The organism is Kitasatospora sp. NPDC024654, assembly GCF_055559155.1.
This window is the reverse complement of record NZ_JBVHLF010000001.1, coordinates 1-26,522: the sequence shown is the minus strand read 5'-3', so window position 1 is coordinate 26,522 and position 26,522 is coordinate 1. Positions and strand designations below refer to the sequence as shown.

The 26,522-nt window shown below is 73.9% G+C and carries 24 protein-coding genes; 17 read left to right on the top strand and 7 right to left on the bottom strand.

The features are described from left to right. The first annotated feature begins 199 nt into the window (after positions 1 to 199). From ACZ38L_RS00120 to ACZ38L_RS00090, 7 genes are all read left to right on the top strand, one after another. Complete coding sequence (locus tag ACZ38L_RS00120) at positions 200 to 1,303, top strand: mechanosensitive ion channel family protein (protein WP_465687648.1); 1,104 nt, start codon at positions 200 to 202, stop codon at positions 1,301 to 1,303. 242 nt (positions 1,304 to 1,545) lie between these two features. Next, positions 1,546 to 2,751, top strand: a complete 1,206-nt coding sequence (locus tag ACZ38L_RS00115; RefSeq protein WP_465687646.1) for an ROK family transcriptional regulator — start codon at positions 1,546 to 1,548, stop codon at positions 2,749 to 2,751. Positions 2,752 to 2,846: 95 nt separating this feature from the next. Next, the gene (locus ACZ38L_RS00110) at positions 2,847 to 4,214 is read left to right on the top strand and encodes an extracellular solute-binding protein (RefSeq protein ID WP_465687644.1); all 1,368 of its coding nucleotides are present in this window, start codon (positions 2,847 to 2,849) and stop codon (positions 4,212 to 4,214) included. 7 nt (positions 4,215 to 4,221) lie between these two features. Then, entirely contained in the window at positions 4,222 to 5,181 is a 960-nt protein-coding gene (locus ACZ38L_RS00105; protein ID WP_465687642.1) for a carbohydrate ABC transporter permease, read from the top strand. A gap of 10 nt (positions 5,182 to 5,191) precedes the next feature. Beyond that, positions 5,192 to 6,094 carry a carbohydrate ABC transporter permease gene (locus ACZ38L_RS00100; RefSeq protein WP_465687640.1) on the top strand — a complete coding sequence of 301 codons (903 nt, stop codon included), beginning with the start codon at positions 5,192 to 5,194 and terminating at the stop codon, positions 6,092 to 6,094. Then, the gene (locus tag ACZ38L_RS00095) at positions 6,094 to 7,377 is read left to right on the top strand and encodes a 6-phospho-beta-glucosidase (protein WP_465687638.1); all 1,284 of its coding nucleotides are present in this window, start codon (positions 6,094 to 6,096) and stop codon (positions 7,375 to 7,377) included. Before ACZ38L_RS00100 ends, ACZ38L_RS00095 begins: the two co-directional genes overlap by 1 nt. Before the next feature lie 11 nt (positions 7,378 to 7,388). Continuing rightward, positions 7,389 to 8,408, top strand: coding sequence for an N-acetylglucosamine kinase (locus tag ACZ38L_RS00090; protein WP_465687636.1), 1,020 nt, complete (start codon positions 7,389 to 7,391; stop codon positions 8,406 to 8,408). A gap of 229 nt (positions 8,409 to 8,637) precedes the next feature. On the opposite strand, the gene ACZ38L_RS00085 is transcribed toward ACZ38L_RS00090, so the two are convergent. Then, positions 8,638 to 9,804 (bottom strand): damage-control phosphatase ARMT1 family protein, encoded by a 1,167-nt coding sequence (locus ACZ38L_RS00085; protein ID WP_465687634.1) that lies wholly within the window; start codon positions 9,802 to 9,804, stop codon positions 8,638 to 8,640. Positions 9,805 to 9,824: 20 nt separating this feature from the next. Then, the gene (locus tag ACZ38L_RS00080) at positions 9,825 to 10,181 is read right to left on the bottom strand and encodes a hypothetical protein (RefSeq protein ID WP_465687632.1); all 357 of its coding nucleotides are present in this window, start codon (positions 10,179 to 10,181) and stop codon (positions 9,825 to 9,827) included. Here ACZ38L_RS00080 and ACZ38L_RS00075 point away from each other — a divergent pair. Further along, a complete protein-coding gene (locus ACZ38L_RS00075; RefSeq protein ID WP_465687630.1) occupies positions 10,162 to 10,410 on the top strand; it encodes a hypothetical protein in 249 nt (82 codons plus the stop codon). The two genes, ACZ38L_RS00080 and ACZ38L_RS00075, sit on opposite strands and share 20 nt — an antisense overlap. Positions 10,411 to 10,776: 366 nt before the next feature. Here ACZ38L_RS00075 and ACZ38L_RS00070 read toward each other — a convergent pair whose 3' ends face one another. After that, the gene (locus tag ACZ38L_RS00070) at positions 10,777 to 11,376 is read right to left on the bottom strand and encodes a DUF4291 domain-containing protein (RefSeq protein ID WP_465687628.1); all 600 of its coding nucleotides are present in this window, start codon (positions 11,374 to 11,376) and stop codon (positions 10,777 to 10,779) included. A gap of 132 nt (positions 11,377 to 11,508) precedes the next feature. On the opposite strand from ACZ38L_RS00070, the gene ACZ38L_RS00065 reads away from it, so the two are divergent. After that, entirely contained in the window at positions 11,509 to 12,690 is a 1,182-nt protein-coding gene (locus ACZ38L_RS00065) for an alpha-hydroxy-acid oxidizing protein (protein WP_465687626.1), read from the top strand. 44 nt (positions 12,691 to 12,734) lie between these two features. Here ACZ38L_RS00065 and ACZ38L_RS00060 read toward each other — a convergent pair whose 3' ends face one another. After that, positions 12,735 to 13,313: a nucleosidase gene (locus ACZ38L_RS00060; protein ID WP_465687624.1), complete on the bottom strand. Its 579-nt coding sequence runs from the start codon at positions 13,311 to 13,313 to the stop codon at positions 12,735 to 12,737. 36 nt (positions 13,314 to 13,349) lie between these two features. Continuing rightward, on the bottom strand, positions 13,350 to 14,360 hold the full coding sequence (locus tag ACZ38L_RS00055; RefSeq protein WP_465687622.1) for a cytochrome c oxidase assembly protein: 1,011 nt from the start codon (positions 14,358 to 14,360) through the stop codon (positions 13,350 to 13,352). 490 nt (positions 14,361 to 14,850) lie between these two features. Here ACZ38L_RS00055 and ACZ38L_RS00050 point away from each other — a divergent pair, with 490 nt between their 5' ends. The 8 genes from ACZ38L_RS00050 to ACZ38L_RS00015 all read left to right on the top strand — a co-directional run bounded on the left by ACZ38L_RS00050 (position 14,851) and on the right by ACZ38L_RS00015 (position 24,839). Next, the gene (locus tag ACZ38L_RS00050; protein ID WP_465687620.1) at positions 14,851 to 16,197 is read left to right on the top strand and encodes a hypothetical protein; all 1,347 of its coding nucleotides are present in this window, start codon (positions 14,851 to 14,853) and stop codon (positions 16,195 to 16,197) included. After that, positions 16,197 to 18,707: a serine/threonine-protein kinase gene (locus ACZ38L_RS00045; protein WP_465687618.1), complete on the top strand. Its 2,511-nt coding sequence runs from the start codon at positions 16,197 to 16,199 to the stop codon at positions 18,705 to 18,707. The genes ACZ38L_RS00050 and ACZ38L_RS00045 overlap by 1 nt, the downstream gene beginning before the upstream one ends. A gap of 4 nt (positions 18,708 to 18,711) precedes the next feature. Next, positions 18,712 to 19,863, top strand: a complete 1,152-nt coding sequence (locus ACZ38L_RS00040) for a PP2C family serine/threonine-protein phosphatase (protein ID WP_465687616.1) — start codon at positions 18,712 to 18,714, stop codon at positions 19,861 to 19,863. Between the two features lie 48 nt (positions 19,864 to 19,911). Continuing rightward, positions 19,912 to 21,261 (top strand): vWA domain-containing protein, encoded by a 1,350-nt coding sequence (locus tag ACZ38L_RS00035; RefSeq protein ID WP_465687614.1) that lies wholly within the window; start codon positions 19,912 to 19,914, stop codon positions 21,259 to 21,261. A gap of 51 nt (positions 21,262 to 21,312) precedes the next feature. Further along, on the top strand, positions 21,313 to 22,284 hold the full coding sequence (locus ACZ38L_RS00030) for an FHA domain-containing protein (protein WP_465687612.1): 972 nt from the start codon (positions 21,313 to 21,315) through the stop codon (positions 22,282 to 22,284). Positions 22,285 to 22,355: 71 nt separating this feature from the next. Then, positions 22,356 to 23,273, top strand: coding sequence for an ABC transporter ATP-binding protein (locus ACZ38L_RS00025; RefSeq protein WP_465687610.1), 918 nt, complete (start codon positions 22,356 to 22,358; stop codon positions 23,271 to 23,273). Further along, positions 23,270 to 24,361, top strand: a complete 1,092-nt coding sequence (locus ACZ38L_RS00020; RefSeq protein ID WP_465687608.1) for an ABC transporter permease — start codon at positions 23,270 to 23,272, stop codon at positions 24,359 to 24,361. The genes ACZ38L_RS00025 and ACZ38L_RS00020 overlap by 4 nt, the downstream gene beginning before the upstream one ends. Positions 24,362 to 24,437: 76 nt before the next feature. Next, positions 24,438 to 24,839, top strand: coding sequence for a globin (locus ACZ38L_RS00015; protein WP_465687606.1), 402 nt, complete (start codon positions 24,438 to 24,440; stop codon positions 24,837 to 24,839). A gap of 275 nt (positions 24,840 to 25,114) precedes the next feature. Here the strand turns inward: ACZ38L_RS00015 and ACZ38L_RS00010 are convergent, their stop codons facing one another. Then, the gene (locus ACZ38L_RS00010; protein WP_465687604.1) at positions 25,115 to 25,876 is read right to left on the bottom strand and encodes a DUF8185 domain-containing protein; all 762 of its coding nucleotides are present in this window, start codon (positions 25,874 to 25,876) and stop codon (positions 25,115 to 25,117) included. Between the two features lie 45 nt (positions 25,877 to 25,921). Then, positions 25,922 to 26,365, bottom strand: coding sequence for an acyl-CoA thioesterase (locus tag ACZ38L_RS00005; protein WP_465687602.1), 444 nt, complete (start codon positions 26,363 to 26,365; stop codon positions 25,922 to 25,924). Positions 26,366 to 26,522: the final 157 nt, after the last annotated feature.

The following is a 26,522-nucleotide window of genomic DNA, read 5'->3' as shown; positions in this document are numbered from 1 at the left end:
TCCCCCCCGCCCCCCCCCCCTCCCCCCCCCCCCCCCTCCCCCCCTCCCCCCCCCCCCCCCCCCCCCCCCCCCCCCCCCCCCCCCCCCCCCGGCCGGCGGGTTCGCCCGCTGCCGGGCGCTAGGCTGAGGCCACGGTCCACGCGCGCGGTGTGTCCGCCGGTGGGCCGTCATCGCGTGCCCTCTGCAGGAAGGTTTCACCGTGAGCTGGCCCGGTTCCCCGGCCCTCCTCCCCCTCGCCGCCGGCGCCACCCCGGCGCCGCTGCCGCAGCTGCCGACCAGCCCGGGGCAGGTCACCACCAGCGCCCGGGAGGCCACCGGCTGGCTGGACGCCAACTGGCAGAGCTGGGTCGAGGGCGGCCTGCGGATCGTGCTGATCGTGCTGCTCGCCCTGGTGCTGCGGGCGGTGGTGCGCAAGCTGATCAGCCAGTTGATACACCGGATGACCAAGGAGCCGCCGGCCGACACGGAGAGCAGCCGGCTGGGTGGACTGCTCGTCAACACCGAGCGGCGCCAGCAACGGTCGGCGGCGATCGGCTCGGTGCTGCGCAGCGTGGCGTCCTTCACCATCCTGGGCACCGCCGCGCTGATGGTGCTCTCGGCGCTGGGGGTCAACCTGGCGCCGCTGCTGGCCAGCGCCGGGGTGGCCGGCGTGGCGATCGGTTTCGGCGCCCGCAACCTGGTCACCGACTTCCTCTCCGGGGTCTTCATGATCATGGAGGACCAGTACGGCGTCGGGGACGAGATCGACACCGGGGTGGCCACCGGGACCGTGCTGGAGGTCGGCCTGCGGGTGACCAAGCTGCGCGGGGCCGGCGGGGAGATCTGGTACATCCGCAACGGCGAGGTGAAGCGGATCGCCAACATGAGCCAGGGCTGGTCCACCGCCACCGTGGACGTCCAGGTCGGCTACCGGGAGAACCTGGGCCGGGTGGAGTCGCTGATCATCCAGGCCGCCGAGGAGCTGGCCAAGGAGCAGCCCTGGGACGAGTTGCTCTGGGAACCGGTGCGGGTGCTGGGCGTGGAGTCGGTGGCGGCGGACAACGTGGTGCTGCGGGTCGAGGCCAAGACCATGCCGGGGAAGGCCACGCTGGTCTCCCGCGGGCTGCGGCAGCGGTTGAAGTACGTCTTCGACGAGGCCGGGATCAAGCTCAAGGAGGAGGCCGCGGCGAGCGCGCCGGCCGCTCCGCCGACGGACGCGCTGCCGCCCTCGGCGCTCTCCGACCCCGCGTCGGCCCGCTCGCTGGCCACCAAGCCGATCCCGCTGCCCACGCCCGAGGAGCAGGAGCACCTGAAGCTGCTCTGACCCCGCTCCGAGCGGCCCCGCGCGCGGAGAGCCCCGCACCCCCTCCCCGGGGGCCGCGGGGCTCTCCGCGTGTCCAGGGCCGGTGAATCGGCGGCCGTCCGGTCATTGACACCCCGCCGGGCCGGGCCTACGGTCCTCTTCAGCGATTGGAAACTTTACTAACAATCCACGTCGTGCCGGGCCGCCCAGCGGGGCCGTGACCTGCCGCACGATCCCCACCGCGGACGGAGGAGGATCAGCTCGTGACCGACACCACCCGCCCCACCGCTCCGTCCGCCGCGCCGCGTCCCGGGACGCCGAGCCGGCTGCGCGCCATCAACGACCGGGCCGCGCTCGACCTGCTGCTGGCGCACGGCCCGCTCTCCCGGACCCGGATCGGCGCGCTGACCGGGCTCTCCAAGCCGACCGCCTCACAGCTGCTGGCCCGGCTGGAGGCCGCCGGGCTGGTCGTCCCGGTCGGCACCACGGCGGGCGGCCCGGGCCCCAACGCGCAGCTGTACCAGGTGAATCCGGCCGCCGGGTACGTGGCGGGGCTGGACGTCACCCGGGACCGGATCCGGTTCGCGGTGGCCGACATCACCGGGCGCACGCTGGCCGAGCACACCCTCCCCACCCCGGGCCGGCAGGCCGCCGGCACGGTGGCCCGGGTCGCGGACGGGCTCGCCGAGACGGTCCGGCTGGCCGGGCTCGCCCCGGGCAGCCTGCGGGAGATCGCGATCGGCACGCCGGGGGCGCTCGACCCGGCCACCGGCAAGCTGCGCTACGCCGCCCACCTGCCCGGCTGGCACTCCCCGCACCTGCTCGACGAGCTGCGCGAGGCACTCGGCGCACCGGTCTCGCTGGAGAACGACGTCAACCTGGCCGCCGTCGCCGAGCAGGTGCTCGGCTCGGCGCGCGGCTGCCAGGACTTCGTGCTGCTCTGGGCCGAGGAGGGGATCGGCGCCGCGATCGTGATCGCCGGCCGGCTGCACCGGGGCTTCACCGGCGGCGCCGGCGAGGTCGGCTACATGCCGGTGCCGGGCGCTCCGGTGGTCCGCAACGTCCGCCGGGAGAACTCCGGCGGGTTCCAGCAGCTGGCCGGCGCCGCCGCGGTGCTCGCGCTGGCCCGGACGCACCGGATCGCCGGCCCGACGGCCGAGGCCGCGATCACCAGGGCGCTGGCCACCCCCGGCGCCGGGGACGAGTTCCTGGCCGTGCTGGCCAACCGGCTGGCCACCGGCCTGGCGGCGATCGTCGCGGTGATCGACCCCGAGCTGGTGGTGCTCTGCGGCGGCATCCCCACCGCCGGCGGCGAACGGCTGCGCGAGCTCGTCCAGGAGGAGCTGACCGGCCTGGCCGTGCCCCGTCCGGCGCTACGCAGCAGCACCGTGCCGGGCTCCCCCGTCCTGCACGGCGCCCTGCAGCGCGCCCTGACCGCCGCCCGGGAGACGGCCTTCACCACCGCCTAGCCCCGCTCCTCGGTTTCCCGCACAGCTCTCCCCCCTTCCCCCGCCCGGGGCCGACGGGCGATGACGCCTGCCCCGGCACCCCCAGGAGGACATCCGTGCCCAGCAACCGCATCCCCGCCCCCACCCCCACCCGCCCGCGCCGGCTGGCCGCCGCGCTCAGCCTGAGCACCGCCGTCGTCCTGCTGGCCGCCGGCTGCACCGGCACCGACTCCACCGGCAGCGCCGGCTCGGCCGACGGCAAGGACGTCACCATCACGTTCTGGCACGGCTGGAGCCAGCCCGACGAGAACGGCGCGATCAACGCCAACATCGCGAACTTCGAGAAGCTGCACCCGAACATCCACGTCAAGGTGGTCGCCAACGTCTCCGACGACAAGAGCGAGCAGGCGCTGCGGGCCGGCGGGCCGGACGCCCCGGACGTGGTCTCCTCCTTCACCACCGACAACGTGGGCAAGTTCTGCGCCTCCGGGGTCTGGACCGACCTCACCCCGTTCCTCCGGAAGGACGGCATCGACCCGGCCACCACCTTCCCCGCGCCGATGCTCAAGTACAGCCAGTTCCGGGGCGACCAGTGCTCACTGCCGCTGCTCGGCGACGCCTACGGGCTCTACTACAACAAGACCGAGTTCGCCGCCGCCGGCATCACCCGACCGCCGAGGACGCTCGGCGAGTTCGACACCGACGCGGTCAAGCTGACCATCGCCAAGGGCGACGGCTACCAGCAGCTCGGCTTCATGCCCGACTACCACGGTTACGAGACCGCCCCCGCGCACTACCTGGCCCAGTGGGGCGCCACGTACTTCGGCCCGGACGGCAAGTCCAACATCGCCACCGACCCGTCGGTCGCCGCCATGATGACCTGGCAGAAGAACCTGATCGGCCAGCTCGGCGGCTACGACAAGCTGGAGAGGTTCCGGACCACCTTCGGCGACGAGTTCAGCGCGAAGAACCCGTTCGAGACCGGGCAGGTGGCGATGGCCCTGGACGGCGAGTGGCGGACCGAGTCGATCGCCGAGGACAAGGCCTCGATCGACTGGGCCACCGCGCCGTTCCCGGTGCCGGACGCACTCGCCGACACCTACGGTCGCGGCTACCAGACCGGCACCATCATCGGGATCGCCCGCAGCAGCCGGAAGCAGGCCGCCGCCTGGGAGTTGGTGAAGTACCTGACCACCGACACCAACGCGGTGGTCAGCTTCGCCAACGCCATCCACAACGTGCCGAGCACCATAGCGGCGCTCAACTCGCCGCAGCTGGACGCCGATCCCCACTTCAAGACCTTCCTGGACATCGCCAGGAACCCGTACTCCAGCACCACCCCGGCCAGCATCAACGGCGGTGCGTACCAGGTGAGCCTGCAGAACCTCGGCTACGACTTCGAGAGCGGCAGGCAGAGCGACCTGGCGGCCGGCCTCGCGGCCACCGCCGAGGAGATCGACACCGCCGTGGACCAGGCGAAGTGAGCCACCGATGGCCCTGCTGAACTCCCCCCAGCCCGCGGCGCTGCGCCGCCGGCGCCGCCGGGAGGCGGCCCGTACGCTGGCCTTCCTCTCCCCCTGGCTGATCGGCTTCGCCGTCTTCTTCGCCTACCCGCTGGTCTCCACGGTCTACTTCAGCTTCATGAAGTACGACGGGTTCACCGCACCGGTCTTCACCGGGCTGAAGAACTGGCACTACGTGCTCAGCGACTACCCGTTCTTCTGGCAGGGCCTGCGCAACACGCTCTGGCTGGTCGTGGTGATGGTCTCGCTGCGGGTGGTCTTCGGACTCGGCGTCGGCATGCTGATCACCAAGGTCAGGACCGGCGCTGGCTTCTTCCGGACCGCCTTCTACCTGCCCTATCTGGCCCCGCCGGTGGCCGCCACGATCGCCTTCGCGTTCCTGCTCAACCCCGGCACCGGGCCGGTCGACCATCTGCTCGGCTCGCTCGGCCTGCCGCAGCCCGGCTGGTTCAACGACCCGAACTGGTCGAAGCCCGCGCTCAGCCTGCTCGCACTGTGGGGCATCGGCGACCTGATGGTGATCTTCCTGGCCGCGCTGCTCGACGTGCCCCGGGAGCAGTACGAGGCGGCGGAGCTGGACGGCGCCGGGCCCTGGCAGCGGTTCCGCTACGTCACCTGTCCGAACATCTCGCCGATCGTGATGTTCGCGGTGGTCACCGGGGTGATCCAGACCATGCAGTACTACACCCAGGCGATCGTGGCCGGGCAGGTCGCCAGCGGCGTGATCGGCGGCTCCGGGGAGCAGTTCGAACCCGGCTATCCGCAGGGCTCCACCTGGACCCTGCCGCAGATGGTCTACAACCTCGGCTTCCAGCGCTTCGACACCGGCTCGGCCTGCGTGGTCGCGCTGATCCTGTTCGCCATCTCGATGGCCTTCACCTGCCTGCTGCTGCGCCGCAGGTCCGGCTTCATCTCGGCCGAGGACTAGGACCGCCACCATGACCAACGCCCTCACCACGCCGCTGCGTCCGGCCGTTCCGCACACGCCCCGCACGACGGCGGCCCGGGCCGCCCGCCGCCGGGCCGTACTGCACTGGACGGCGGTGCACGCGACCGCCGTGGCCGCCGCACTGTCCTTCCTGCTCCCGTTCGTCTTCGTCTTCCTCACCTCGGTGATGACGGACCGCCAGGCACTCACCACCGACTACTGGCCGCAGCACTGGCAGTGGGACAACTACGTCAAGGTGTGGCAGACGCCCGGGTTCCTCACCTGGTGGCGCAACACCCTGGTCTACGCGGGCGCCGGCACGCTGCTGACCGTCGTCTCGAGCGTGCCGGTGGCCTACGCGCTGGCCCGGTTCCGGTTCCGCGGCCGCAACCTCGCCCTGATGGCGGTGGTCTCGATGATGATGCTGCCACCGCAGGTGACCGTCGTCCCGATGTACCTGTTCTGGGCCAAGCAGCTGCACCTCACCGGCACGCTCTGGCCGCTGATCATCCCGATGGCCTTCGGGGACGCCTTCTCGATCTTCCTGCTGCGGCAGTTCCTGCTCACCATCCCCCGCGAGTACGTGGAGGCGGCCCGGATCGACGGCTGCGGGGAGTTGCGGACCCTCCTGCGGGTGATCCTGCCGATGGCCCGGCCGGCCGTCGCGGCGGTGGCGCTGTTCCAGTTCTTCTACTGCTGGAACGACTACTTCGGGCCGCAGATCTACTCCAGCGAGAACCCGGGCGCCTGGACCCTCTCGTACGGGCTGGAGTCGTTCAAGAGCGCCCACCACACCAACTGGAACCTCACCATGGCGGCCACCCTGCTCGTCATGGCACCGGTCATCGTGCTGTTCTTCTTCGCGCAGAGGGCCTTCATCGAAGGTGTGACACTGACAGGGGTCAAGGGCTGATGTCCCTCAAACTCGCCGTCGTGGGCGGCGGTTCCACCTACACTCCCGAACTCGTGGACGGCTTCGCCCGGTTGCGGGACAGCCTGCCGGTCGCCGAGCTGGTGCTGATCGACCCGGCGACCGAACGGCTGGACCTGGTCGGGGGGTTGGCCCGGCGGATCTTCGCCCGGCAGGGCCACCCGGGCACCGTCAGCACGACCGGCGACCTGGACGCCGGAGTGGCCGGTGCCGACGCGGTGCTGCTGCAACTGCGAGTCGGCGGGCAGGCCGCCCGGGCCGAGGACGAGACGTGGCCGTTGGAGTGCGGCTGCGTGGGCCAGGAGACCACCGGGGCAGGCGGGTTGGCGAAGGCGCTGCGAACCGTACCGGTGGTGCTCGACATCGCCGAACGGGTGCGCCGGGCCAACCCCGCGGCCTGGATCGTCGACTTCACCAACCCGGTGGGGATCGTCACCCGGGCGCTGCAGACCGCCGGGCACCGGGCGGTCGGGCTGTGCAATGTCGCGATCGGGTTCCAGCGCAAGTTCGCCGCGCACCTGGGGGTCGCGCCGGAACGGGTGCGGCTGGACCACGTCGGGCTCAACCACCTGACCTGGGAGCGCGGGGTGACGCTGCTGGACTCCCCGTCCAGCGGCTCGGGCCGTGAGGTCCTACCGGAGTTGCTGTCCCGCTTCGGACCGCGGATCGCCGAGGACCTGCACCTGCCGCTGCCGGTGATCCGGCGGCTCGGCGTGGTGCCCTCCTACTACCTGCGATACTTCTACCAACACGACGTGGTGGTCGAGGAACTGCGCGCCACCGGCTCACGGGCATCCGAAGTCGCCTCCATCGAAGGGGAGTTGCTCTCGCTGTACGCGGATCCGACGCTGGACACCAAGCCCGGGCTGCTCGCCCGGCGCGGTGGCGCCTTCTACTCGGAGGCAGCCGTACAGCTGATCGCCGCCCTGCTCGGCACCGGCCTCTCGGGCTCCCAGGTGGTCAACACCCGCAACGACGGCACGCTGCCCTTCCTGCCCGACGACGCGGTGATCGAGGTGCCCGCGGAGGTGGACGCCGACGGCGTGCGGCCGCTGCCGCAGCGTCCGGTCGAACCGCTCTTCGCCGGGCTGATCGCCGCCGTCACCGCGTACGAGCAACTCGCCCTGGAGGCCGCGCTCGAGGGCGGCCGGGACCGGGTCTTCGACGCCCTGCTCGCCCACCCACTGATCGGCCAGCTCGACCTCGCCGACCGACTGACCGACCGGCTGCTCGCCCACAACCGCGCGCACCTGCCGTGGGCCTAGGGGGACCTTCGATGCCACAACCGCCCGGAGTACTGGCCATCGACGCCGGCAACAGCAAGACCGACGTCGCACTGGTCGGCGCCGACGGCACGCTGCTCGGCACCGCCCGGGGCGGCGGCTTCACCCCGCACCTGGACGGACCGGAGGCCGCCGTGGCCGCCCTCGCCCCGCTGGTCGCGGCGGTCTCCGGGCGTGGCACCCCCGGCGGCCCGGTCGCCGAGCACCTCAGCGCCTGCCTGGCCAACGCCGACCTCCCGGTGGAGGAACGGCGGTTGGAGCGGGCCCTCGCGGACCGGGGCTGGGCGCGCACCGTCACCGTCGTCAACGACACCTTCGGGCTGCTCCGGGCCGGCACCGACGCCCCTCACGGGGTGGCCGTGGTCTGCGGTGCCGGCATCAACTGCGCCGGCCTGCTCCTGGACGGCCGCACCGCCCGGTTCCCCGCCCTCGGCCCGCTGACCGGCGACTGGGGCGGCGGCGGCAGCCTGGCGACCGCGGCCATGTGGCACGCCACCCGCGCCGAGGACGGCCGGGGCGAGCCGACCGCGCTCGCTCCGGCGATCGCCCGTCACTTCGGACTCCCCACCGCGGGCGCCGTCGCGGAGGCCGTCCACCTCTCCCAGCTCCCCGCCACCCGCCTGCACGAGATCGTCCCGCTCCTCTTCACGTGCGCGGAGGCCGGCGACCCGACCGCCCTTCACCTCATCGACCGCCAGGCCGACGAGATCACCCGCCTGGTCCGAGTCGCCCTCACCCGCCTGGACGCCCTCTCCACCCCCATCCCCCTGGTTCTGGGCGGCGGCATCCTGGCCGCCCGCCACCCCCTCCTGTTGGACAACCTCACCACCCGCCTGACCGCCCTCGCCCCGCTCGCCCAGCCCCGCGTCATCACCGCTCCCCCGGTACTGGGCGCCGCCCTCCTGGGCCTCGACCACCTGGCGCAGGCGGCCCTGGGCGGTGGCCCCGAAGCCCAGGGCCGGCTCCGCGCGGCCTACCCGGCGAGCACCGCCGAGCCGGTCGTCCAGAGCTGACCGGACCCGAACCCGTGCGACGCGGGCAGGCCTTGCCAGAGCGCCGTGCTCCCGCCGCCCGGACCACGCGGTGCGCACCGCCGGGATCGCGCGGACAACGCCGACAGGGGCGACGACGGCCGATCGGGTCCCCGGGAAGGCCGCGGAGTCGATACCGGCGAGCGACGTCCCGGCCACGGATGCGGCGACCCGGCGGCGCCGGTGGCTCGGGCTGGGGTTCCGGGCCCGACTACCGTCCGAGGTGGACCTGGACGACGGCGTACCGGCCGGTGGTTCGCCAGGGCTCCCCCGTCCCGTCGAGCTCGGCGACCGCGGCCGCGCCGACGCCGACGATCACGTCCGACTTGAGCGTCCGCAGGGCGGCCACGGGTGACGGGAAGTGGCCCGCCGCGCCGGCGAACGGCGTGGTCGGCGGCCACCGCCGATCGCCCACCAGGCGGCGGTAGTTGAGGTCACCCTTGAGGATCGTCAGCGCCGCGCCGGTGAACTCCGCCCGGAGGTCGGCGGGCAGGTCGTGGAACGGCAGTGGCGCGCAGAAGAACGGGTGCGCGCGGACCACGAGCACGGCGTCGTTCATCGCCCGCCACAACCGGTGGCCGATCGCCGCGGCCTCCGGCCCGGGTGCGCGGCGAAGGCGCTCCACCGTCGCGAGGACGTCCGCCATCGTGGCGTCGGAGACGTAGTACGGCTGCGGCTTCACCTGGAGCGTGACCTCGGCCGCCAGCCCGCTCACCAGGAGGTGGTCGATCAGCACCAGGTCCGGCAGCAGCTCCCGACCGGCGTTGTCCGCGACCAGGCAGACCCGCCCGCCCCTCGCCCCTTCCAGCCCGGCCCACAGCACCGGACCGTCATCGACGATCACCCTCGAAGGCGTCCCCGCCTCCGCCCCCGCGGTGATCTGGAAACCGAGGTCGGCGCGGTTCCCCCACAGCGCCGACGACAGCAACGCCTCCCGCCGGCCCGCCTCCGGAAGGTCCCGGAGCCCGCCGAGCGCGGCGAGCTCGTCGTCCACGGCCGCACCGGCCAGCTCCGCGCCCTTGAACGGTCCGAACGGGTCGATCCCCTGCCAGGCCCCCGGCCGGAAGTACCCCGTCGCGTCGAGCAGCCGCCGGTAGAAGTAGCTCTCGGCCCACAGGAACGGCGCCTCGCCCCACGGCAACCCCCAGAGCCCGCGCCCCCACTCCACCCACCGGGCGTGGTCGTGGGCGTCCTCCCCCAACGGCTCCAACACCCCCGTGGTGCTCTCGACCAGCAGCCGCCCGACCGCCGCCCGCTCGCCCGGCCCGTACGGCAGCGCGTCGAGCACCTGCTGAACGAGCTTCGGATGCCGCTCGTGGAAGACCCCCCACGCAAAGGAGCCGGGGACATCGCTGCGGATCACGGGCGCGGTCGACACGTACGGACTCGTCTCTCTCGTCATCGGCAGCGCGGCCGCCGATCTCGGGGCTGACGAAGCCAGTCTCGCCGAACCGCCGGAGCGGCGCCGTGCCAGCCACCCTCGACCACGAGCCGTCCGACACCTCGGGAGTCGACGCCCTCGGACAGCCCGCCGAGCCCGGTGCCCTGCCACCAGGTCAGTACCGGCTTCCCCTCGTAGGTCTGCTTCCGGAAGTCGGCGGCCTCCTGGCCCGCCGGCACGGCGTGCGACCAGACGACCTTCCCGCCGTCCGGGCTGAGGATCTCCACGCCGCTGGCGTAGCTGCTCGTACTGGAGGACGGCGCGAGGAAGAGGTCACCGCCGCCGGTTCCGGCCTTGTCGGTCAACACGGTCACCGGTGGCAGCGGCAGGCTGCCCGAGGCCGATACCGACGTCGATACCGACGTCGATGCCGATGCCGACGTCGATGCCGATGCCGGTGCCGGTGCCGGCACCGACGTCGACGCCGCGGCGTTCGTCACCGGCAGCAGGCCGGCGATCGCCACCGTCACCGCCGCGGCCACCGTCCGCGCGGCCCAGGTCTTCTCGCGCATGTCGATCCTTCTTCCCGCAGCCCGGAGCTGAGATGGGTGTCTTCGCCAGATGAACGGCACGCGGACGCGTCGCCGGATCCGGCGACGTGGTGCGGGAGGACGGCTACCGGGACCGGATGGGCCGGTGCCGTTCGGGGAGGCGCGCGTGGCACGACGTGCCGGGGTCACCGCGGGGTGACGCGCGCGCCGTTCAGCAGCCCGAAGGCGCGCCGGGACACAGGCGGTGTCGTACCCACATGCCTGTCCCTCCAGCTGCTCGGCTCGCCCCGGTCAGGTGGTCAACTCGACGGTGGGCGACGGCGGTTCGCGGACTCCCGCGCAGTCGTCGCGGCCAACCCCAACGGTACGGCCCGACTGTGAACTGACGATCTCGGCAGTGTGAAGGCGCCCGGAGGCGCTACCGCGCCGTCGCGCCCAGGGTGGCCAGCGCCGCCACCGGAACCGGGTACGGGGTGGCCGGGGGCAGCAGGGCGGTCGCGGCGTCGCGATCGCCGGCGCGTACCAGCGCACGGATCGCGTGCGCCTGCGGGGTGACGTCGCGGACGGACCGCAGCCACCGGTCGGCGTATTCGCGGGCGGCGCGGCCCCTGAGGCCCAACTGTAGTGAACGATAGGGGAGTTGATTCATCTCGAGATCGCGTTCCGGATCCCACTGGACGCGGACCTCAGCGGCGCGCAGCCGGGCCGCCCAGGCCGCACGGACCGAGTGGACGTCGCGGTCGTAGTGGCTGAGGCAGGCCTCGGTCAGCGCGCGATCGAAGCCCTCCCGACTGATCTCCAGGGCGAGCACCCGCTCCTGGCCCGGCTTGGTGCCCCAGCCGCTCCGGTACATCATCCAGAGGAAGCTGGGCTTGATCCAGGTCATCCGGGAGCGGCTCCAGCTGTCCGGGAACCGCCCGTGCGCCGCCGCGTGGTCGCCGATCTCCGGGTTGTAGGCCTGGTAGACGGTAACGGTGTGCTCGGTGTGGAGCGCGCGGACTTGTCGGTAGATCGCCACCCGGGTGAGTCTGGCCCGCGTGGACGTGGGCAGCCAGTGATTTACGGGCGACCAGTGGTTCATGAGGGGCCAGTGATCCGGCAGCGGCACGCGCTCTTGTGCCGGCCGGACCCGAGCGGGACGCTGCCGGACATGACACAGCCACAGCCGAACTTCGGTGACTACCAGTACGAGATCTACCTCAACGGCCTCGACGACATCACCCCGCCCTACCCGATGACCTTCGCCGGGCTGGCGGGCGCGGCCGAGGCGGTGCTGCCACCGGGCGTGTGGTCGTACGTGGCCGGTGGGGCCGGGGACGAGCGGACCCAGCGGGCCAACGTGCGGGCGTTCGAGCGGTGGGGGCTGGTGCCGCGCATACTGGCGGGGGCGGCCCACCGCGATCTGTCGGTCGAACTGTTCGGACTGCGGCTGCCCTCACCCCTCCTGATGGCGCCGGTCGGGGTGCTCGGGATCTGTACCGAGGACGGGCACGGCGACCTGGCCACCGCCCGCGCCGCCGCCCGGACCGGGGTGCCGATGGTGGCCTCCACCCTCTCCACGGACCCGCTGGAGCAGGTGGCCGAGGCGTTCGGCGACACCCCCGGCTTCTTCCAGCTCTACGCCCCGAACGACCGCGAGCTGGCCGCCAGTCTGGTGCGGCGGGCCGAGGCCGCCGGGTTCCGGGCCATCGTGGTCACCCTGGACGCCTGGACCATCGGGTGGCGACCGCGCGACCTGAGCACCGCCAACTTTCCCCAGCTGCGCGGCAACTGCCTGGCGAACTACACCTCCGACCCGGTCTTCCGGGCCCGCCTGCCGAAGCCGCCGGAGGAGGACCCGCAGGTCGCCGCCGCACTCTGGGCCGGGCTCTTCGGCAACCCGCTGGGCTGGGCCGACCTGGCCTGGCTGCGCTCGCTCACCGACCTGCCGCTGATCCTCAAGGGGGTCTGCCACCCGGAGGACGTCCGCCGGGCCAGGGACGGCGGGGTCGACGGCTTCTACTGCTCCAACCACGGCGGGCGGCAGGCCAACGGCGGCCTGCCGGCACTGGACGCCCTGCCCGGGGTGGTCGGGGCGGCCGGCGGGCTGCCGGTGTTCTTCGACTCCGGCGTCCGCTCCGGCTCGGACGTGGTCACCGCGCTCGCCCTCGGCGCCACCGCCGTCGCCGTGGGCCGCCCGTACGTGTACGGGCTGGCGCTCGGCGGGACCGACGGCGTGGTGCACGTGCTGCGCGGCCTGCTCGCCGAGGCCGACCTGCTGATGGCGGTGGACGGCTACCCGAACCGGGCCGACCTCACCCCGGCCGCCCTGCGCCGGGTGGTGGCGGACTGAGACCGACCGGCGGATGGCGGGCGGTCCAGCGGATGGCGGACGGTCTAACCGAGGAGCTCCTCGGCGACCCAGGCCGCGAGCAGCTTGCCGCAGTGGTCCACCGAGTCGCGCCAGGCCCGCGCCGCGCCCTCGCCCGCCTCGTCGCTGACGTGCTTGACCAGCCGGACCGGCACCCCGGCCCGCCGGGCGACCGCGGCCAGCGCGTAGCCCTCCATGTCCACCAGGTCGGCGCTCTGGGCGAGCCGCTCGCGCGCGGCCGGGTCGGAGACGAAGAGGTCGCCGGTGGCCAGGGTCGGGCCGTCGGCGGCCAGGTCGAGCGGGAGGCCGGTGTCCCGGCCGGTCAGCAGGTGCAGCACGGCGCTGTCCAGGTCGTGCTGGAACACCCGGGCGATCTGGTGGGTGCGCCCCTCGAGGCCGGGCCGCAGCGCGCCGGCGGTGCCCAGGTTGACCACCTCGGACGGCCGCGGGCCCTGGGCCAGCACGGCGGCCAGTGAGGCGGCGGCGTTGACCTTGCCCATGCCGGTGAGCAGCACCGGGAGCCGGTCGCCGAGGTGGGCGGCCTCCTCGGCGACGGCCAGCACGAGAAGCGGACGGTCGGGCGCGATGGTACCGATCAGCTGCATGCCGCCATGGTAGTCAGGGCCCGGCCGGACGTTCCGTCAGTCCCCGGCACCGTAGCGATGGCGCAGGTTGGGGTCGTCGAGCCACCACGGGCGCATGCTCTGCTCGTCCGGGACGGCGGCCGGAACCGAGGAGGCGGCCGAAGCGGCCGCGACCGCCGCCTCGTACTGGGCGTCCAGCGCGGCGTCCACCGCGGCGTTCTCCTCCCGGCCCTCCACGATCATGCGGCGCACCAGCGCCACCAGGAAGGGCAGCCCGACCAGGTCGCCGAGCACCCACAGGCAGGTACCGCCCCAGACCTGGTCCTGCGCCAGGCTCGGACCCCACGGGCGGGCGAGGACCGTGTAGTAGTGGTCCGCGACGATGTTCCCGCCGTAGATCAGCACGAGGCCCAGGCCCGCGTCGAAGATCACCTCGGCGAAGACGATGAAGAGCCCGACCAGGTGCGGGTACTCGTGGCCGACCGGGTCGATCTGCAGCCGCGGCCAGAAGTAGGCCAGGCCCAGCAGCACCAGGGACACGTGCAGCCCGATGTTCCAGGCCCCGCTGCTCAGCGACTTCTCGTACCAGGGGGTGAAGAAGAGCAGCCAGGGTGGCGCCATCAGCAGCGCGGTGGAGACCGCGGGGAACATCAGCAGCTTGGACGGGCGGCTGCGCAGCGCCCGCAGGATCCGCTCCCGGCGGGCCGGCGGCGAGGTCTCCACCAGCAGCGAGACCGGTGCGCCGAGCGCGAGCAGCAGCGGCACCAGCATGAGCAGCAGGATGACCTGGATCGCCCGGTCGGTGAAGAGGATCCGCTCGTAGACCCCGACCCCGGAGCAGGTGAGCCACACCCAGAGCAACAGCCCACCGAGGAAGGAGACGGTCCGGGTCGGCTGCCAGCGCGTCCCGGCCCGGGCCAGCCGGCGCACGCCGAGCAGGTAGCCGACGGCGAGCAGCGCCGAGAGGGTCAGGACGACCGGCTCGGCCGTCCAGGAGGCGGCCAGGTCGGACCACTGCCAGGGCGGCGGTCCGTGGTAGCCGGTGGCGGCCAGGTCTGACATCTGCATTCTTCGCGCTCCATGCTCCACCCGGGTGCGGCGGGTCCTCAGCCATCATGGCCGACCGTGGGACGATCACCGGCGGCGGGGCACCCGGGCGGCGCGGCGCGCGGGAGAACCGCATAGGGTGCCCCTCGCGTCTTGGGCCCCGGGTTGGTACGGGCCGGCGGACCGGTGCGGGCGGCCGGCCCGGGTCCGACACAGGTCGCGTGTGGCCGTCCGACCGAGTGGCCATACTGCTGGCAACGGGCCGCCACCCGATCGTCGGGCGGCCCCTGGGGGAGCGGCGGGGGTACGTATGGAACGCATTAAGGACGGTGGGGTCGCGCCGATCCCGCGTACGATGACGATCACCTGCGACCGGCTCCCGGGCGGCGACTGCGCCCAGGCCCCGGCAATCCAGGTGATCGGCCCCCCGCTGCACCCCGAACCGTACGGCGCCGCCAACCACCTGCCGTAGACCGAGGAACCGAACAGCAGCAGAAGGAGGGGGAAGAGCGTGGCGTTGACCGGATCCGCCGGCCCGGTGCTGAGCCGGGAGGAGGTGGACCGCGAGCTGGCCCGGCTGGGCGCCGAGCGGGAGGCCGTCGAGGCGGCCCTGCTCGCCCTGCAGGACCACCCCGGGCGACGGTTGCTGGAGGGCGCGACGCTCACCGGCGGCACCGCGGAGCGCTGGTCGCTCGCCGCCCAGGGCCTGACCGCGCTCTGGACGCTCTTCGACCGCTACTCCGAGGCGCTCGCCTCGGCCCGCGCGGTGCGCTCGCGCCGGGCCCGGCCCAGCTCGCCCGAACTGGCCGAGCTCAGCGAGCTGCTGCGCGGTCCGGCGGTCACCGTTTCGGGTGGCCAGCTGCCCGACGCGGTGGGCCGGCTCGGCGGTCCGGCCCGGCTGGTGGAACAGGTCAGCCTGGCCCAGCTGATGGAGCGGATGAACGCCTGGTACGCCACCGTGCTCGACGTGGTGAGCGCGGCGGACGCGGTCTGGTCGGCACTGCCGGCCCGGATCGACCTGCTGCTGGCGGAGTTGCGCCGGGTCCGGACGCTGGCCGGCTCGGTCGGGGTGCAACCCGGTGCCCACCCGCTGGCCGATGATCTGGCCGGCCTGGAGAGCGAGTTGACGGCGCTGCGGGCCGAGGTGCTGAGCGACCCGCTGGCGCTCTGGCGGTCCACCCAACCGGCCGGGGACGAAGGGGAGTTGCTCTCCCCGGCGGCCACCGGCACGGTGGACACCACGCGATTCGACCACGCCGGGCGGGCGTTGGACGGCATCCGGGTGGAGCTGGAGCAACTGCTGCGGCTGCGCGACGAGGCGGACGAGCGGCTGCACCAGGTCGCCGACCTGCTGCAGCGCGCGGACGCCACGCTGGCCGAGGCCCGCCGGGCGCGCGGCGAGGTGCTGGCCAAGATCGCTGCGACCGAGGTCCCGGCGGTGCCGGGTCCGCTCTCCTCGCTGCGCGAACACGTCCGGCTGGCGGCCGAGTTGCGCCAGGGCGGGCACTGGCTCCGGCTGGCGCCGCTGCTGGACGCGCTGGAGGAGGAGGCTGCCGCCGAGCTGGCCCGGGCCCGGCAGTCGCTCGGCGAGGTGACCCAACCGCTGGCCGTCCGCGCCGAGCTGCGCGGCCGGCTGGACGCCTACAAGGCGATGGCGGCGCGCTACGGGCTGGCCGAGGACCTGGAAGTGATCGAGCGTTACGAGAAGGCCCGCTGGCTGCTCTGGAGCGCGCCGTGCGACCTGCGCGCGGCCGCAGCCGCGGTGACCCGATTCCAGCAGGCGCTGCGCCCGGCCGGCGGGCCGCGCGGCGGGCAACCGAACGACGGCCGGCCGAACGGCCAGGGGGAGACGGTGTGATGGGCGAGGCGTGCGTGCGGCCGGAGTGCTCCGGCAGCGGCGTGATCGACGCGGACGGCTACTGCGACGAGTGCGGGCTGGCCGCGGCGGGCCGGTCGGCCGGCGGCGGGACCGGCCCGGTCGCCGTCGCCGTGGCCGTGCCGCCCGCGGCGGGCGAGCCGTGCACCCGGGCCGGCTGCTTCGGGCGGATCGACGCGGACGGCTACTGCGACGAGTGCGGGCTGGCCGCTGTCGCCGGCGCGACGACGGGTACGGCCGTGCCCGCGCCCCGGAGCGACTCCGACTCGGCCCGTTCCACGCGCACCGGCTCGGCCCGTTCGATGTCCGGCCGCTCCCGCTCGCACCGCTCGACCCGGACCGGCACCCGCGGCTCGGTCTCGGTGCGCAGCAGCAAGGGCACGATCGGCAGCACCTCGCGCGGCCGGCTCGGCGCGGGCCTGGTGACCGTCCCGCCGGTGCCGACGGCGGACCCGGCCGGCGCGGTGCTGGAGAACCCCGAGGTCCCCGAGCGCAAGCGGTTCTGCAGCAAGTGCGACGCGCCGGTCGGCCGGGAGAAGAACGGTCGTCCGGGCCGTCCGGACGGCTTCTGCACCCAGTGTGGGAGCGCCTACTCGTTCACCCCGAAGCTGCGCCGGGGCGACCTGGTCGGCGGCCAGTACGAGGTGCTCGGCTGCCTGGCGCACGGCGGGCTGGGCTGGATCTACCTGGCTGTGGACCGCCGGGTCTCGGACCGCTGGGTGGTGCTCAAGGGCCTGCTGGACACCGGCGACGAGGACGCCCTGGCGGTGGCCATCGCCGAGCGCCGGTTCCTGGCCGAGGTGGACCACCCGAACATCGTCCGCATCATCAACTTCGTCGAACACCCGGACCTGGCGTCCGGCTCGACCGACGGCTACATCGTGATGGAGTACGTCGGCGGCAAGTCGCTCAAGGACATCGCCAACGAGCGCCGTACCCCGGACGGCCGGCGCGAGCCGCTGCCGGTCGAGCAGGCCATCGCGTACGCGCTGGAGGCCCTGCCGGCCCTGGGCTACCTGCACAGCCGGGGCCTGGTCTACTGCGACTTCAAAATCGACAACGTGATCCAGAGCGGAGACTCGCTCAAGATCATCGACATGGGCGCGGTCCGCCGCTTCGACGACGACGGCCCGATCTACGGCACGGTCGGCTACCAGGCCCCGGAGATCGCGACCGACGGCCCCTCCCCCGCCTCCGACCTCTACACGGTGGCCCGCACCCTCGCGGTGCTCACCTTCGACTTCCAGGGCTACAGCACCCAGTGGGTGGACGAGCTGCCCGGCCCCGAGCAGATCCCGGTCTTCGCGCAGTACGAGTCCTTCTACCGGCTGCTGGTACGCGCCACCGACCCCGACCCGAGCCGCCGGTTCGGCTCGGCCGAGGAGATGGCCGACCAGCTGACCGGCGTGCTGCGGGAGATCCTGGCCCTCCAGGACGGCCGGCCGCGGCCCGCGCTCTCCACCCTCTTCGGACCCGAACTACGGGTGGTGGAGACCGAGTTGGTCGCCGGCGGACCCGGCCCCGAGCCCGGCCTGCCGCAGGTCCGCCGGATCGACCCGGCCGCCGCCGCACTCGCCCTGCCGGCCCCCCGGGTGGACCCGAACGACCTCAACGCGGGCTTCCTGGCCACCCTGATGGCCGTCCGGCCCGAGGACGTGATCGCCGCCCTGCGCGGCGCCCCGGCCGACTCGGTCGAGCGCCGGCTGCGCGAGCTGCGGGCCCGGATCGAGCTGGCCGACCAGGAGGCGGCCGAGCGGGCGCTGACCGCGCTGGAGGCCGACCACCCGGACGACTGGCGGGTGGTCTGGTACCGCGGGCTGCTCCAGCTGGCCGGCGCGAGCGGCGCCGGCCCGGACCAGGCCACCGCCCGGACGCGGGCCGCCGCCGAGGCCTTCGACGCGGTGTACGACGCGTTCCCCGGCGAGGCCGCGCCCAAGCTGGCGCTGGGCGTCTGCGCCGAGCTGCTCGGTCACGGCGAGGACGCCGCCGAGTTCTACCGGCTGGTCTGGAGCACCGACCACACCTACGTCGGCGCCGCGTTCGGGCTGGCCCGGGTCCGTCTGGCGGCGGACGACCGGCCGGGCGCGCTGCGCGCCCTGGAGTCCGTGCCGGAGACCTCCAGCCACTACACCGCCGCCCGGATCGCCGCGCTGCGCGCCCGACTGCGGGCCCGACTGCCGCGGGAGGCGCTGGCCGAGGACCTCACCACCGGCTCCGCGCAGCTGACCGCGCTCGCCCTGGACGACCGGCGGCGCGAGGAGCTGTCGGTGGAGCTGCTGGACACCGCGCTCGGCTGGGTGCTGGGCGGCCGGTCCGGCGAGGCCCCCGGGGCGACCCGGCTGAGCGTGCTCGGCCACCCCGCGCGGGAGCGGGAGCTGCGGTTCGCCCTGGAGCGTTCGTTCCGGGTGCTGGCCCGGCTGGCCGAGCGGCCGGAGGACCGGATCGAGATGGTGGAACGGGCGAACCGGGCCCGTCCCAGGACGTGGGTGTGAGCTGATGCCGCAACAGACCGTGTGCCCCAACTGCGCGGAGCCGCTCGACCCCGGGGACGCCTTCTGCGGCGCCTGTGGGGCGAACCTGACGGCCGGACCGCCCGCCCCCGCACCCGCCAGCGTGCCGCGGGCACCCGGTGCCTGCCTGCACTGCGGCTCCCACCAGTTCTCCGTCGAGGGCTACTGCGAGCAGTGCGGGGGCGCCCGGCCGCGCCCGCGCGACCACCAGGAGCGCTCGCTGACCGGCGTCGCCGGGGTGAGCGACCGCGGCCTGCGCCATCACCGCAACGAGGACGCCTTCACCGTCGCGGCCACCGCGCTGCCCGGCGGCGCGCCCGCCGTGGTGACGGTGGTCTGCGACGGCGTCTCCTCGGCGACCCGACCGGACGAGGCCTCCCAGGTCGCCGCTGACACCGTCTGCGAGAACCTGCTGACCGCACTGGAGCACGGCGCCGCGGCCGAGCCGGCGATGCGCCGGGCGATCCTGGCCGGCGCCGACGCGGTGGCCGCGCTGGCGGACGACGGCGGTCCCGGGCCCGGCCAGAACTCACCTGCCTGCACCTGCGTCAGCGCGGTCGCGGCGAGCGGCGCGGTGACCGTCGGCTGGGTCGGCGACAGCCGGGCCTACTGGATCCCGGACGACCGCGAGGGCGCCGAACCGTACCGGCTGACCGAGGACGACTCCTGGGCCGCCGGGATGGTCGCGGCCGGGCTGATGGCCGAGGCCGAGGCCTACGCGGACGCCCGGGCGCACGCCATCACCGGCTGGCTCGGCGCGGACGCCGAGGTGGTCGAGCCGCACACGCTGGCCTTCACCCCGCACGTCCCCGGCGTGCTGCTGGTCTGCACCGACGGCCTGTGGAACTACGCCGAGGCCGCCACCGACCTGGCCGACCTGGTCCGCCGGGACGCCGCGGCGGACCCGCTGCGGGCGGCCCGGGCGCTGGTCGACTTCGCGGTGGCGGCCGGCGGGCACGACAACATCACGGTGACCGTGCTGCCGGTGCGGCCGGCCACCGCCGAGGACCACCCGGACACCGTGCTGGACCTGCCGGTGGTGCGCCCCCGGGCGGCCGTGCCGCCCGTGCCGCCGGCACCGCCGCTCCCGCCCGCACCGCCGCAGCCGGCCGCGGTCCGCGCCGAGCCGCGGAACTGACGTCTCGTCGGAACGCAAGCCACCTTCACCGATCAGGAGTTTTGGGCCATGGCCAGTCTGGCGAAGTCGAACCTGCCCAGGTTCACCGCGGACATCTTCCAGAACGAGTTCCTCGCCGAAGGCGCTCGCGAGGTCAACGCGATCGTCACCGTCACCGCGACCGGCGGCGGCACCACCGGCGGCCGTCCGCTGGACACCGTGGACGCGGTGGCCGCCGGGCCGGGCCCCGACTCGGCGGTCGTGCTGATGGTCGACTGCTCGGGCTCGATGGACTACCCGGCGACCAAGATGCGCAACGCCCGGGACGCCACCGCGGTCGCCATCGACACCATCCGCGACGGCGTCGCCTTCGCCGTGGTCGCCGGTACCCACGAGGCCACCGAGGTCTACCCGGGCGGCGGCGTCCTCGCGGTGGCCGACGCCGCCACCCGGGAGGCCGCCAAGCAGTCGCTGCGCAAGCTCAAGGCGGGTGGCGGCACCGCCATCGGAACCTGGCTCGCGCTCGCCGACAAGCTCTTCCTGACCCGGCGCGGGATCGCCATCCGGCACGGCATCCTGCTCACCGACGGCCGCAACGAGCACGAGAGGCCGGAGGACCTGCAGCGGGTGCTGGACCGGGTCACCGGCCACTTCACCACCGACTGCCGCGGCGTCGGCACCGACTGGGAGCTGCCCGAGCTGCGCCGGATCTCCTCCGCGCTGCTCGGCACGGTGGACATCGTCGCCGAGCCGTCCGGCCTGGCCGACGACTTCCGGGGCATGATGGCCGCCGCCATGGGAAAGCAGGTCGCCGACGTGGCGCTGCGGGTCTGGACCCCGGCCAACGCGGTGGTGAAGTTCGTCAAGCAGGTCGCCCCCGACCTCGAGGACCTCACCGGGCGCCGCTCCGAGGCCGGGCCGCGGGCCGGCGACTACCCGACCGGCTCCTGGGGTGACGAGAGCCGTGACTACCACGTCTGCGTCGAGGTCCCCTCGGCCGCGGTGGGCAACGAGATGCTGGCCGCCCGGATCAGCCTGGTGCTGCCGCAGCCCGGCGGCACCGCCGAGGTGCTCGCCCAGGGTCTGGTCAAGGCGGTCTGGACCGACGACCTGGCCTCCTCCACCCGGATCAGCCCGCAGGTCGCCCACTACACCGGCCAGGCCGAGCTGGCCGAGTCGATCCAGGTCGGGCTGGAGGCGCACCGGGCCGGCGACCTCGACCTGGCGACCGCCAAGTTGGGTGCCGCCGTCCGGCTGGCTCACCAGACCGGGAACGAGGGCACCTTCCGGCTTCTGCAGAAGGTGGTGGATGTGGTGGATCCGAAGGAGGGTACGGTTCGGTTCCGTAAGGATGTGAGCGAGGCCGACTCCATGACCCTGGAGACCCGCTCGACCAAGACCGTGCGTGTGAAGAAGTGACTGCCGTGACCTGGTTTCTGCTTGGGCCGGACCTGAGATGTGGGGGACTTGATGCCGTTCTGCCCTAGGGGCCACGAGTCGCAGTCCGAGGACTGGTGCGACTTCTGCGGCTTCCCGATGAACGCCGCGGGCGGCCAGGCCCCGGCCGGCGCGCCCGCCGGCGGCCCGTACGGGGCGCCGCCGCCCCCTCCCCCGCCGCCGATGCCGCCGCACGGGATGCCCGGCCACCCGATGCCCGGGTCCCCGCTGCCCGGCGCCACCGAAGGGCTGGTCACCTGCCCGATCTGCCGGACCCCGCAGACCGGCCGGTACTGCGAGGAGTGCGGCTACGACTACGAGCTGACCGGTGCCGGACAGCCGGGCGGCGGTTACGGCTACCCGCAGCCGCCCGCCCAGATGCCCCAGCCGCCGGCCCAGCAGCCGGGCGGGGGCTACGGCTACCCGCAGCCGCCCGCCCCGGGCTACCCCGCCGCGCCGCCGGCCCCCGGTGGCTACCCACCGCCGCCGCCCGTGCCCGGACCGCCGCCCGGCCAGCCGCAGCCCCCGCAGGGCAGCGCGCCCGACCCGTTCGGCACGTCCTTCCGGCTGGCCCCGCCCGAGCCGCCGGCGGCCCGCACCAGCTGGGTGGCCGTGGTCAGCGCCGACCGGGACTACTTCACCGACATGATGGCGCGCAGCGGTCCGGAGGCCTCGGGCCTCTTCTTCCCGCCGTACTGCCCGGAGCGGCGGATTCCGCTGACCGGCCGCGGCCAGCTGCGGATCGGCCGGCGCAGCCAGCACCGCGGGACCGTGCCGGAGATCGACCTGTCGGTCCCGCCGGAGGACCCGGGCGCCTCGCACCAGCACGCGCTGCTGGCCGAGCAACCGGACGGCAGCTGGGTGCTGGTGGACCAGGACTCGACCAACGGCACCACGATGAACGGCGGCGCCGACCCGGTCAACCCGCACACCGCGATCCCGCTGAACGACGGCGACCGGATCCACATCGGCGCCTGGACCACGATCACCCTGCACCGGGCCTGACCCTGATCCGACCCTGATCCCGCACTGCGGGGCTCGTCAGTCATGGGTCCCGGCCCCTAGGGTCGGGACCCATGACAACTGCAATAGCCGCGGACGGGATCCGGAAGCGGTACGGGGATGTCCAGGCCGTCGACGGGGTGTCGATCACCGTCGAGTCTGGCGAGTTCTACGGTCTGCTCGGGCCCAACGGCGCCGGAAAGACCACCACCTTGGAGATCCTGGAGGGGATCCGCGAGCCCGACGAGGGCCGCGTCGAGCTGCTGGGGCTGGCGCCCTGGCCCCGCAACCCGAAGCTGCTGCCGCGGATCGGCGTGCAGTTCCAGGCCTCCGCCTTCTTCGACAAGCTGACCGCGCGGGAGACCATCCGCACCTTCGCCTCCTTCTACGGCGTGGGCGCCAGGCGGGCCGACGCGATGCTGGAGCGGGTCGGGCTGACCGACTCCGCCGCGGTGCTCACCGACAGGATGTCCGGCGGCCAGGCCCAGCGGCTCTCGATCGCCTGCGCGCTGGTGCACGACCCGGAGCTGGTCTTCCTCGACGAGCCGACCACCGGCCTCGACCCGCAGGCCCGGCGCAACCTCTGGGACCTGCTGCGGGACATCAACGCCGAGGGCCGCACGGTCGTCCTCACCACCCACTACCTGGACGAGGCGGAGATCCTCTGCGACCGGGTCTCGGTGATGGACCACGGTCGGGTGCTGCGCACCGGCGCACCGGCCGCGCTGGTCCGCGAGCTGGACGACACCGTGCGGATCAGCGTGGAGTCCGGCCTGCTCGGCGCCGAGGAGGCCGGCCAGCTGTTCACCGCCGCGGGCGCCGAGATCACCGCGCTGGAGGACAACGGCGTCACCCTCTCGCTCTCCACCCGGGCCCCCGCGCCCGTGCTGTCCGCCCTGGCCGAGCGCGGCGCACTGCGCGGGCTCGAGGTGCGCGGCGCCACCCTGGAGGACGTCTTCCTCCACCTGACCGGACGGGAGTACCGGGCATGAGCGCTCCCGAGCAGGACCGCGCCAGCAGCTACGCCAGCCTCTCCCGGGTGATGGGCAAGGCCTTCCTGCGCGACCGCACCACGGTCTTCTTCGTGCTGCTGATGCCGTTGCTCTTCCTGGTGCTCTTCGGCGCCCTGTTCAAGGGCAGCAGCAGCCCGCACGTCAAGATCGCCCAGTACGGGCCGGTGACCGTGCTGGACTCGATGCCCGCCGGGGAGCGGGCCGCGGTGACCCAGGTGGTCACCATCACCCGGGTCCCCGACGAGGCCGCCGGCCTGGAGCAGGTGCGCAAGGGCACCTACGACGCGCTGATCGAGGACGGCCCGGACGGCCAGCCGGTGCTCCACTACAGCGCCTCCGACCAGGTCAAGGCGGGCAGCGTGCAGGGCGTGCTGAACTCGGTGGTGCAGACCGCCAACCAGGCGGCCAGCGGCCGGCCGGCGGCCTACACGCTGACCAGCGACCAGGTCGAGGACAAGTCGCTCAAGCCGATCCAGTACGTCACGCCCGGCCTGCTGGGCTGGGCGATCGCCACCGGCGCGGTCTTCGGCGCCTCGTTCACGCTGGTGAACTGGCGCAAGAAGCGGGTGCTGCGGCGGCTGCGACTGGCGCCGGTGAGCATCGGGGCGGTGGTCGCCGCCCGGGTCACCGTCAGCGTGCTGGTCGCGCTGGCCCAGACCGGGCTCTTCCTGGTGGTCGCCACCACGCCGTTCTTCGGGCTGAAGCTGACCGGGAACTGGTGGCTGGTGATCCCGTTGGTGGTCTGCGCCACCATCGCCTTCATGTCGATCGGCCTGGTGACCGGGTCGATCGCGAAGACCGAGGAGGCGGCGAACGGGATCAACCAGGTGGTCGTGCTGCCGATGTCCTTCCTCTCCGGGTCGTTCATCCCGCTGGACAGCGCGCCGCACTGGCTGCAGACCGTCTCGCACGTCTTCCCGCTGCGCTACCTGGTCACCTCGGCGCAGTCCGTGCTGACCAGGGGCGGCGGGGTGATGGACGCGCTGCCGGCGATGGGCGGGCTGCTGGCCTTCGCGGCCGTGCTGACCGCGATCGCCTGGAAGCTGTTCCGCTGGGACGAGGTCTGAGGTCCGGAAGCCGGGACGGTCCGGTCAGGAGACTGCCCCCGTTCCGGCTCCGGCCGCGGTCTGCGACCATGGTCGGGTGACTGAGACCCGGCGTACCGAGCTTCCCGAGGAGACCTTCTTCGACGCGGTCGGCGGCGAGCCAACCTTCCGCCGCCTGGTGCACCGCTTCTACCAGGGCGTGGCCGAGGACGAGCTGCTGCGGCCGATGTACCCGGAGGAGGACCTCGGGCCGGCCGAGGAGCGGCTCGCGCTCTTCCTGATGCAGTACTGGGGTGGCCCGCGGACCTACAGCGAGCGGCGCGGCCACCCTCGGCTGCGGATGCGGCACGTGCCCTTCACCGTCGACCGGGCCGCGCACGATGCCTGGCTGCGGCACATGCGGGTGGCGGTGGACGAGCTGGGCCTCGCAACGGAGGCCGAGCGGCAGCTCTGGGACTACCTCAGCTACGCCGCCGCGTCGATGGTCAACTCCGCATAGCGCCAGGCTCGTCGCCCCGGCGGGCGGGACCGGCGGCGCGCCCCTCCGGTTGGGCTCGCGGTCTGCCGGGACGACCCGCTGTTCATGCGGCTCGCCCCGGACCGGCCCGCCGGGGCCACCCGCGCCCGCAGGACCCGCCGGCCCCGCCGCGCCTGGTCGACCGGCTCACCGGCGCAGTTCCGGGCGTGCCGACCACCGGCAGCCGCCGCCCGGCCGACCGCATCGCCGTCCGCCCGGACGACCGGCCACACGGCTGACCGGGCGCATGGAGTCGGTCAGGCCAGCGGGGTCAGTCCGAGGCCCGCGCCCGGTGCGGCGGCACTGCGCACCGCGACCGACCCGTGCGGCGCGGTCAGCCGCAGCCAACTGCCCGCGCGGTGCGCCGAGAGCGGCGCGCCGGGGTGCAGGAAGCCGATCCGGTAGGCCGCGTGGGCCGCGCGCAGTGGCAGCTCGGGAGCGGCGGTGAGCGAGCGCGACCAGATCTCGTCGGCGATCCCGTCCAGCACCACCCTGGTCCGGTGATGTTCCGGGACCGCCGCCGTGCGCTCCTTGAACTCCTCCACCGCGCCGAAGACTTGGGGCATCACCAGGCCGACGTCCGGGGTTCCGAGCGGCTGCCAGCCGGTGCGCGGCGGCAGCAGGCCGGTCCAGGCCGGGCCGGTGACCGGGGCCGGCAGTGCCAGGGCGCCGCTCCGCTCGTCCACCCCCTCCAGCAGTTGGCCGGCGGAGACGGTCGCGTCCGCGGCCTCGGCCAGCCCGGCCAGCCGGGCGGTCCGGATCGCGATCACGCCGGAGCTGCCGAGCGGCAGCCGGCCGAAGACCGCGAGCACGCCGTCGGCCCACTCCTCGACGGTCGCGTCCGACTCGGCCGCGGCCGCCGGGCCGCGCCGGGCCGCCGCCTCGCGGAACACCGACCGCGGGACCGCCTGCAGCCGCACTGCCGCCGCCCGGTCGAAGCGCAGCAACCGGCCCAGGAAGGCGCTGAGATCGGCCGCCTCGCTGGGGTCGGCGAGGACGAGCCGGGCGATGCTGATCACGGTGCGCTCACTTCGTTCGTTGCCGGACGCGGTCGGACGGGCCGGTCAGGCGGCGGCCGGCACGTCCTCGTCCTCCAGGAAGCGGCTCAGGAACTCCCGTTCCACCGCGCTGATCCGGCGCGGCCGGCCCGCCGCGAGGTCATAGGGCACCACCACGGTGGAGGCCCGTACGTACACCAGCTCGGTGCCGTCCTCGTTGGTGTCCTTGACCTCGTATCCCACGGTCACCGAGGCACCGCCGATCCGGGTCACCCAGGTCTCGACGGTCACCGGCGCGGGCCGGTGGACCAGCGGCGCCTTGTAGTCGATCTCGTGCCGGGCCACCACCGAGCCGCCCGCGAACTCTCCCGCACCGGCCTCGGCGGCCTGGGTGAACATGAAGTCGATCCGGGCCTCCTCCAGGTAGCGCATGAAGACCACGTTGTTCACGTGGCCGAAGGCGTCCATGTCGGACCACCGCATCGGGCAGGCGTAGATGTGGCGCGCCACGACAGTCTCTCCCTCTCGTTCACTCGGTTGCCGGCACCTGGGCGGGTGCCCGGCGGACTACCGGCGTGGGGGGGGGGGGGGGGGGGGGGGGGGGGGGGGGGGGGGGGGGGGGGGGGGGGGGGGGGGGGGGGGGGGGGGGGGGGGGGGGGGGGGGGGG

Bases quoted from the DNA above. Each gene is read 5' to 3' on its own strand.
- ACZ38L_RS00030 (WP_465687612.1), top strand. From the start codon at position 21,313: ATGCCGTTCTGCCCTAGGGGCCACGAGTCGCAGTCCGAGGACTGGTGC.
- ACZ38L_RS00090 (WP_465687636.1), top strand. From the start codon at position 7,389: ATGCCACAACCGCCCGGAGTACTGGCCATCGACGCCGGCAACAGCAAG.
- ACZ38L_RS00060 (WP_465687624.1), bottom strand. From the start codon at position 13,313: ATGCAGCTGATCGGTACCATCGCGCCCGACCGTCCGCTTCTCGTGCTG.
- ACZ38L_RS00055 (WP_465687622.1), bottom strand. From the start codon at position 14,360: ATGCAGATGTCAGACCTGGCCGCCACCGGCTACCACGGACCGCCGCCC.
- ACZ38L_RS00040 (WP_465687616.1), top strand. From the start codon at position 18,712: ATGCCGCAACAGACCGTGTGCCCCAACTGCGCGGAGCCGCTCGACCCC.
- ACZ38L_RS00025 (WP_465687610.1), top strand. From the start codon at position 22,356: ATGACAACTGCAATAGCCGCGGACGGGATCCGGAAGCGGTACGGGGAT.
- ACZ38L_RS00020 (WP_465687608.1), top strand. From the start codon at position 23,270: ATGAGCGCTCCCGAGCAGGACCGCGCCAGCAGCTACGCCAGCCTCTCC.
- ACZ38L_RS00065 (WP_465687626.1), top strand. From the start codon at position 11,509: ATGACACAGCCACAGCCGAACTTCGGTGACTACCAGTACGAGATCTAC.
- ACZ38L_RS00095 (WP_465687638.1), top strand. From the start codon at position 6,094: ATGTCCCTCAAACTCGCCGTCGTGGGCGGCGGTTCCACCTACACTCCC.
- ACZ38L_RS00035 (WP_465687614.1), top strand. From the start codon at position 19,912: ATGGCCAGTCTGGCGAAGTCGAACCTGCCCAGGTTCACCGCGGACATC.
- ACZ38L_RS00100 (WP_465687640.1), top strand. From the start codon at position 5,192: ATGACCAACGCCCTCACCACGCCGCTGCGTCCGGCCGTTCCGCACACG.
- ACZ38L_RS00105 (WP_465687642.1), top strand. From the start codon at position 4,222: ATGGCCCTGCTGAACTCCCCCCAGCCCGCGGCGCTGCGCCGCCGGCGC.
- ACZ38L_RS00045 (WP_465687618.1), top strand. From the start codon at position 16,197: ATGGGCGAGGCGTGCGTGCGGCCGGAGTGCTCCGGCAGCGGCGTGATC.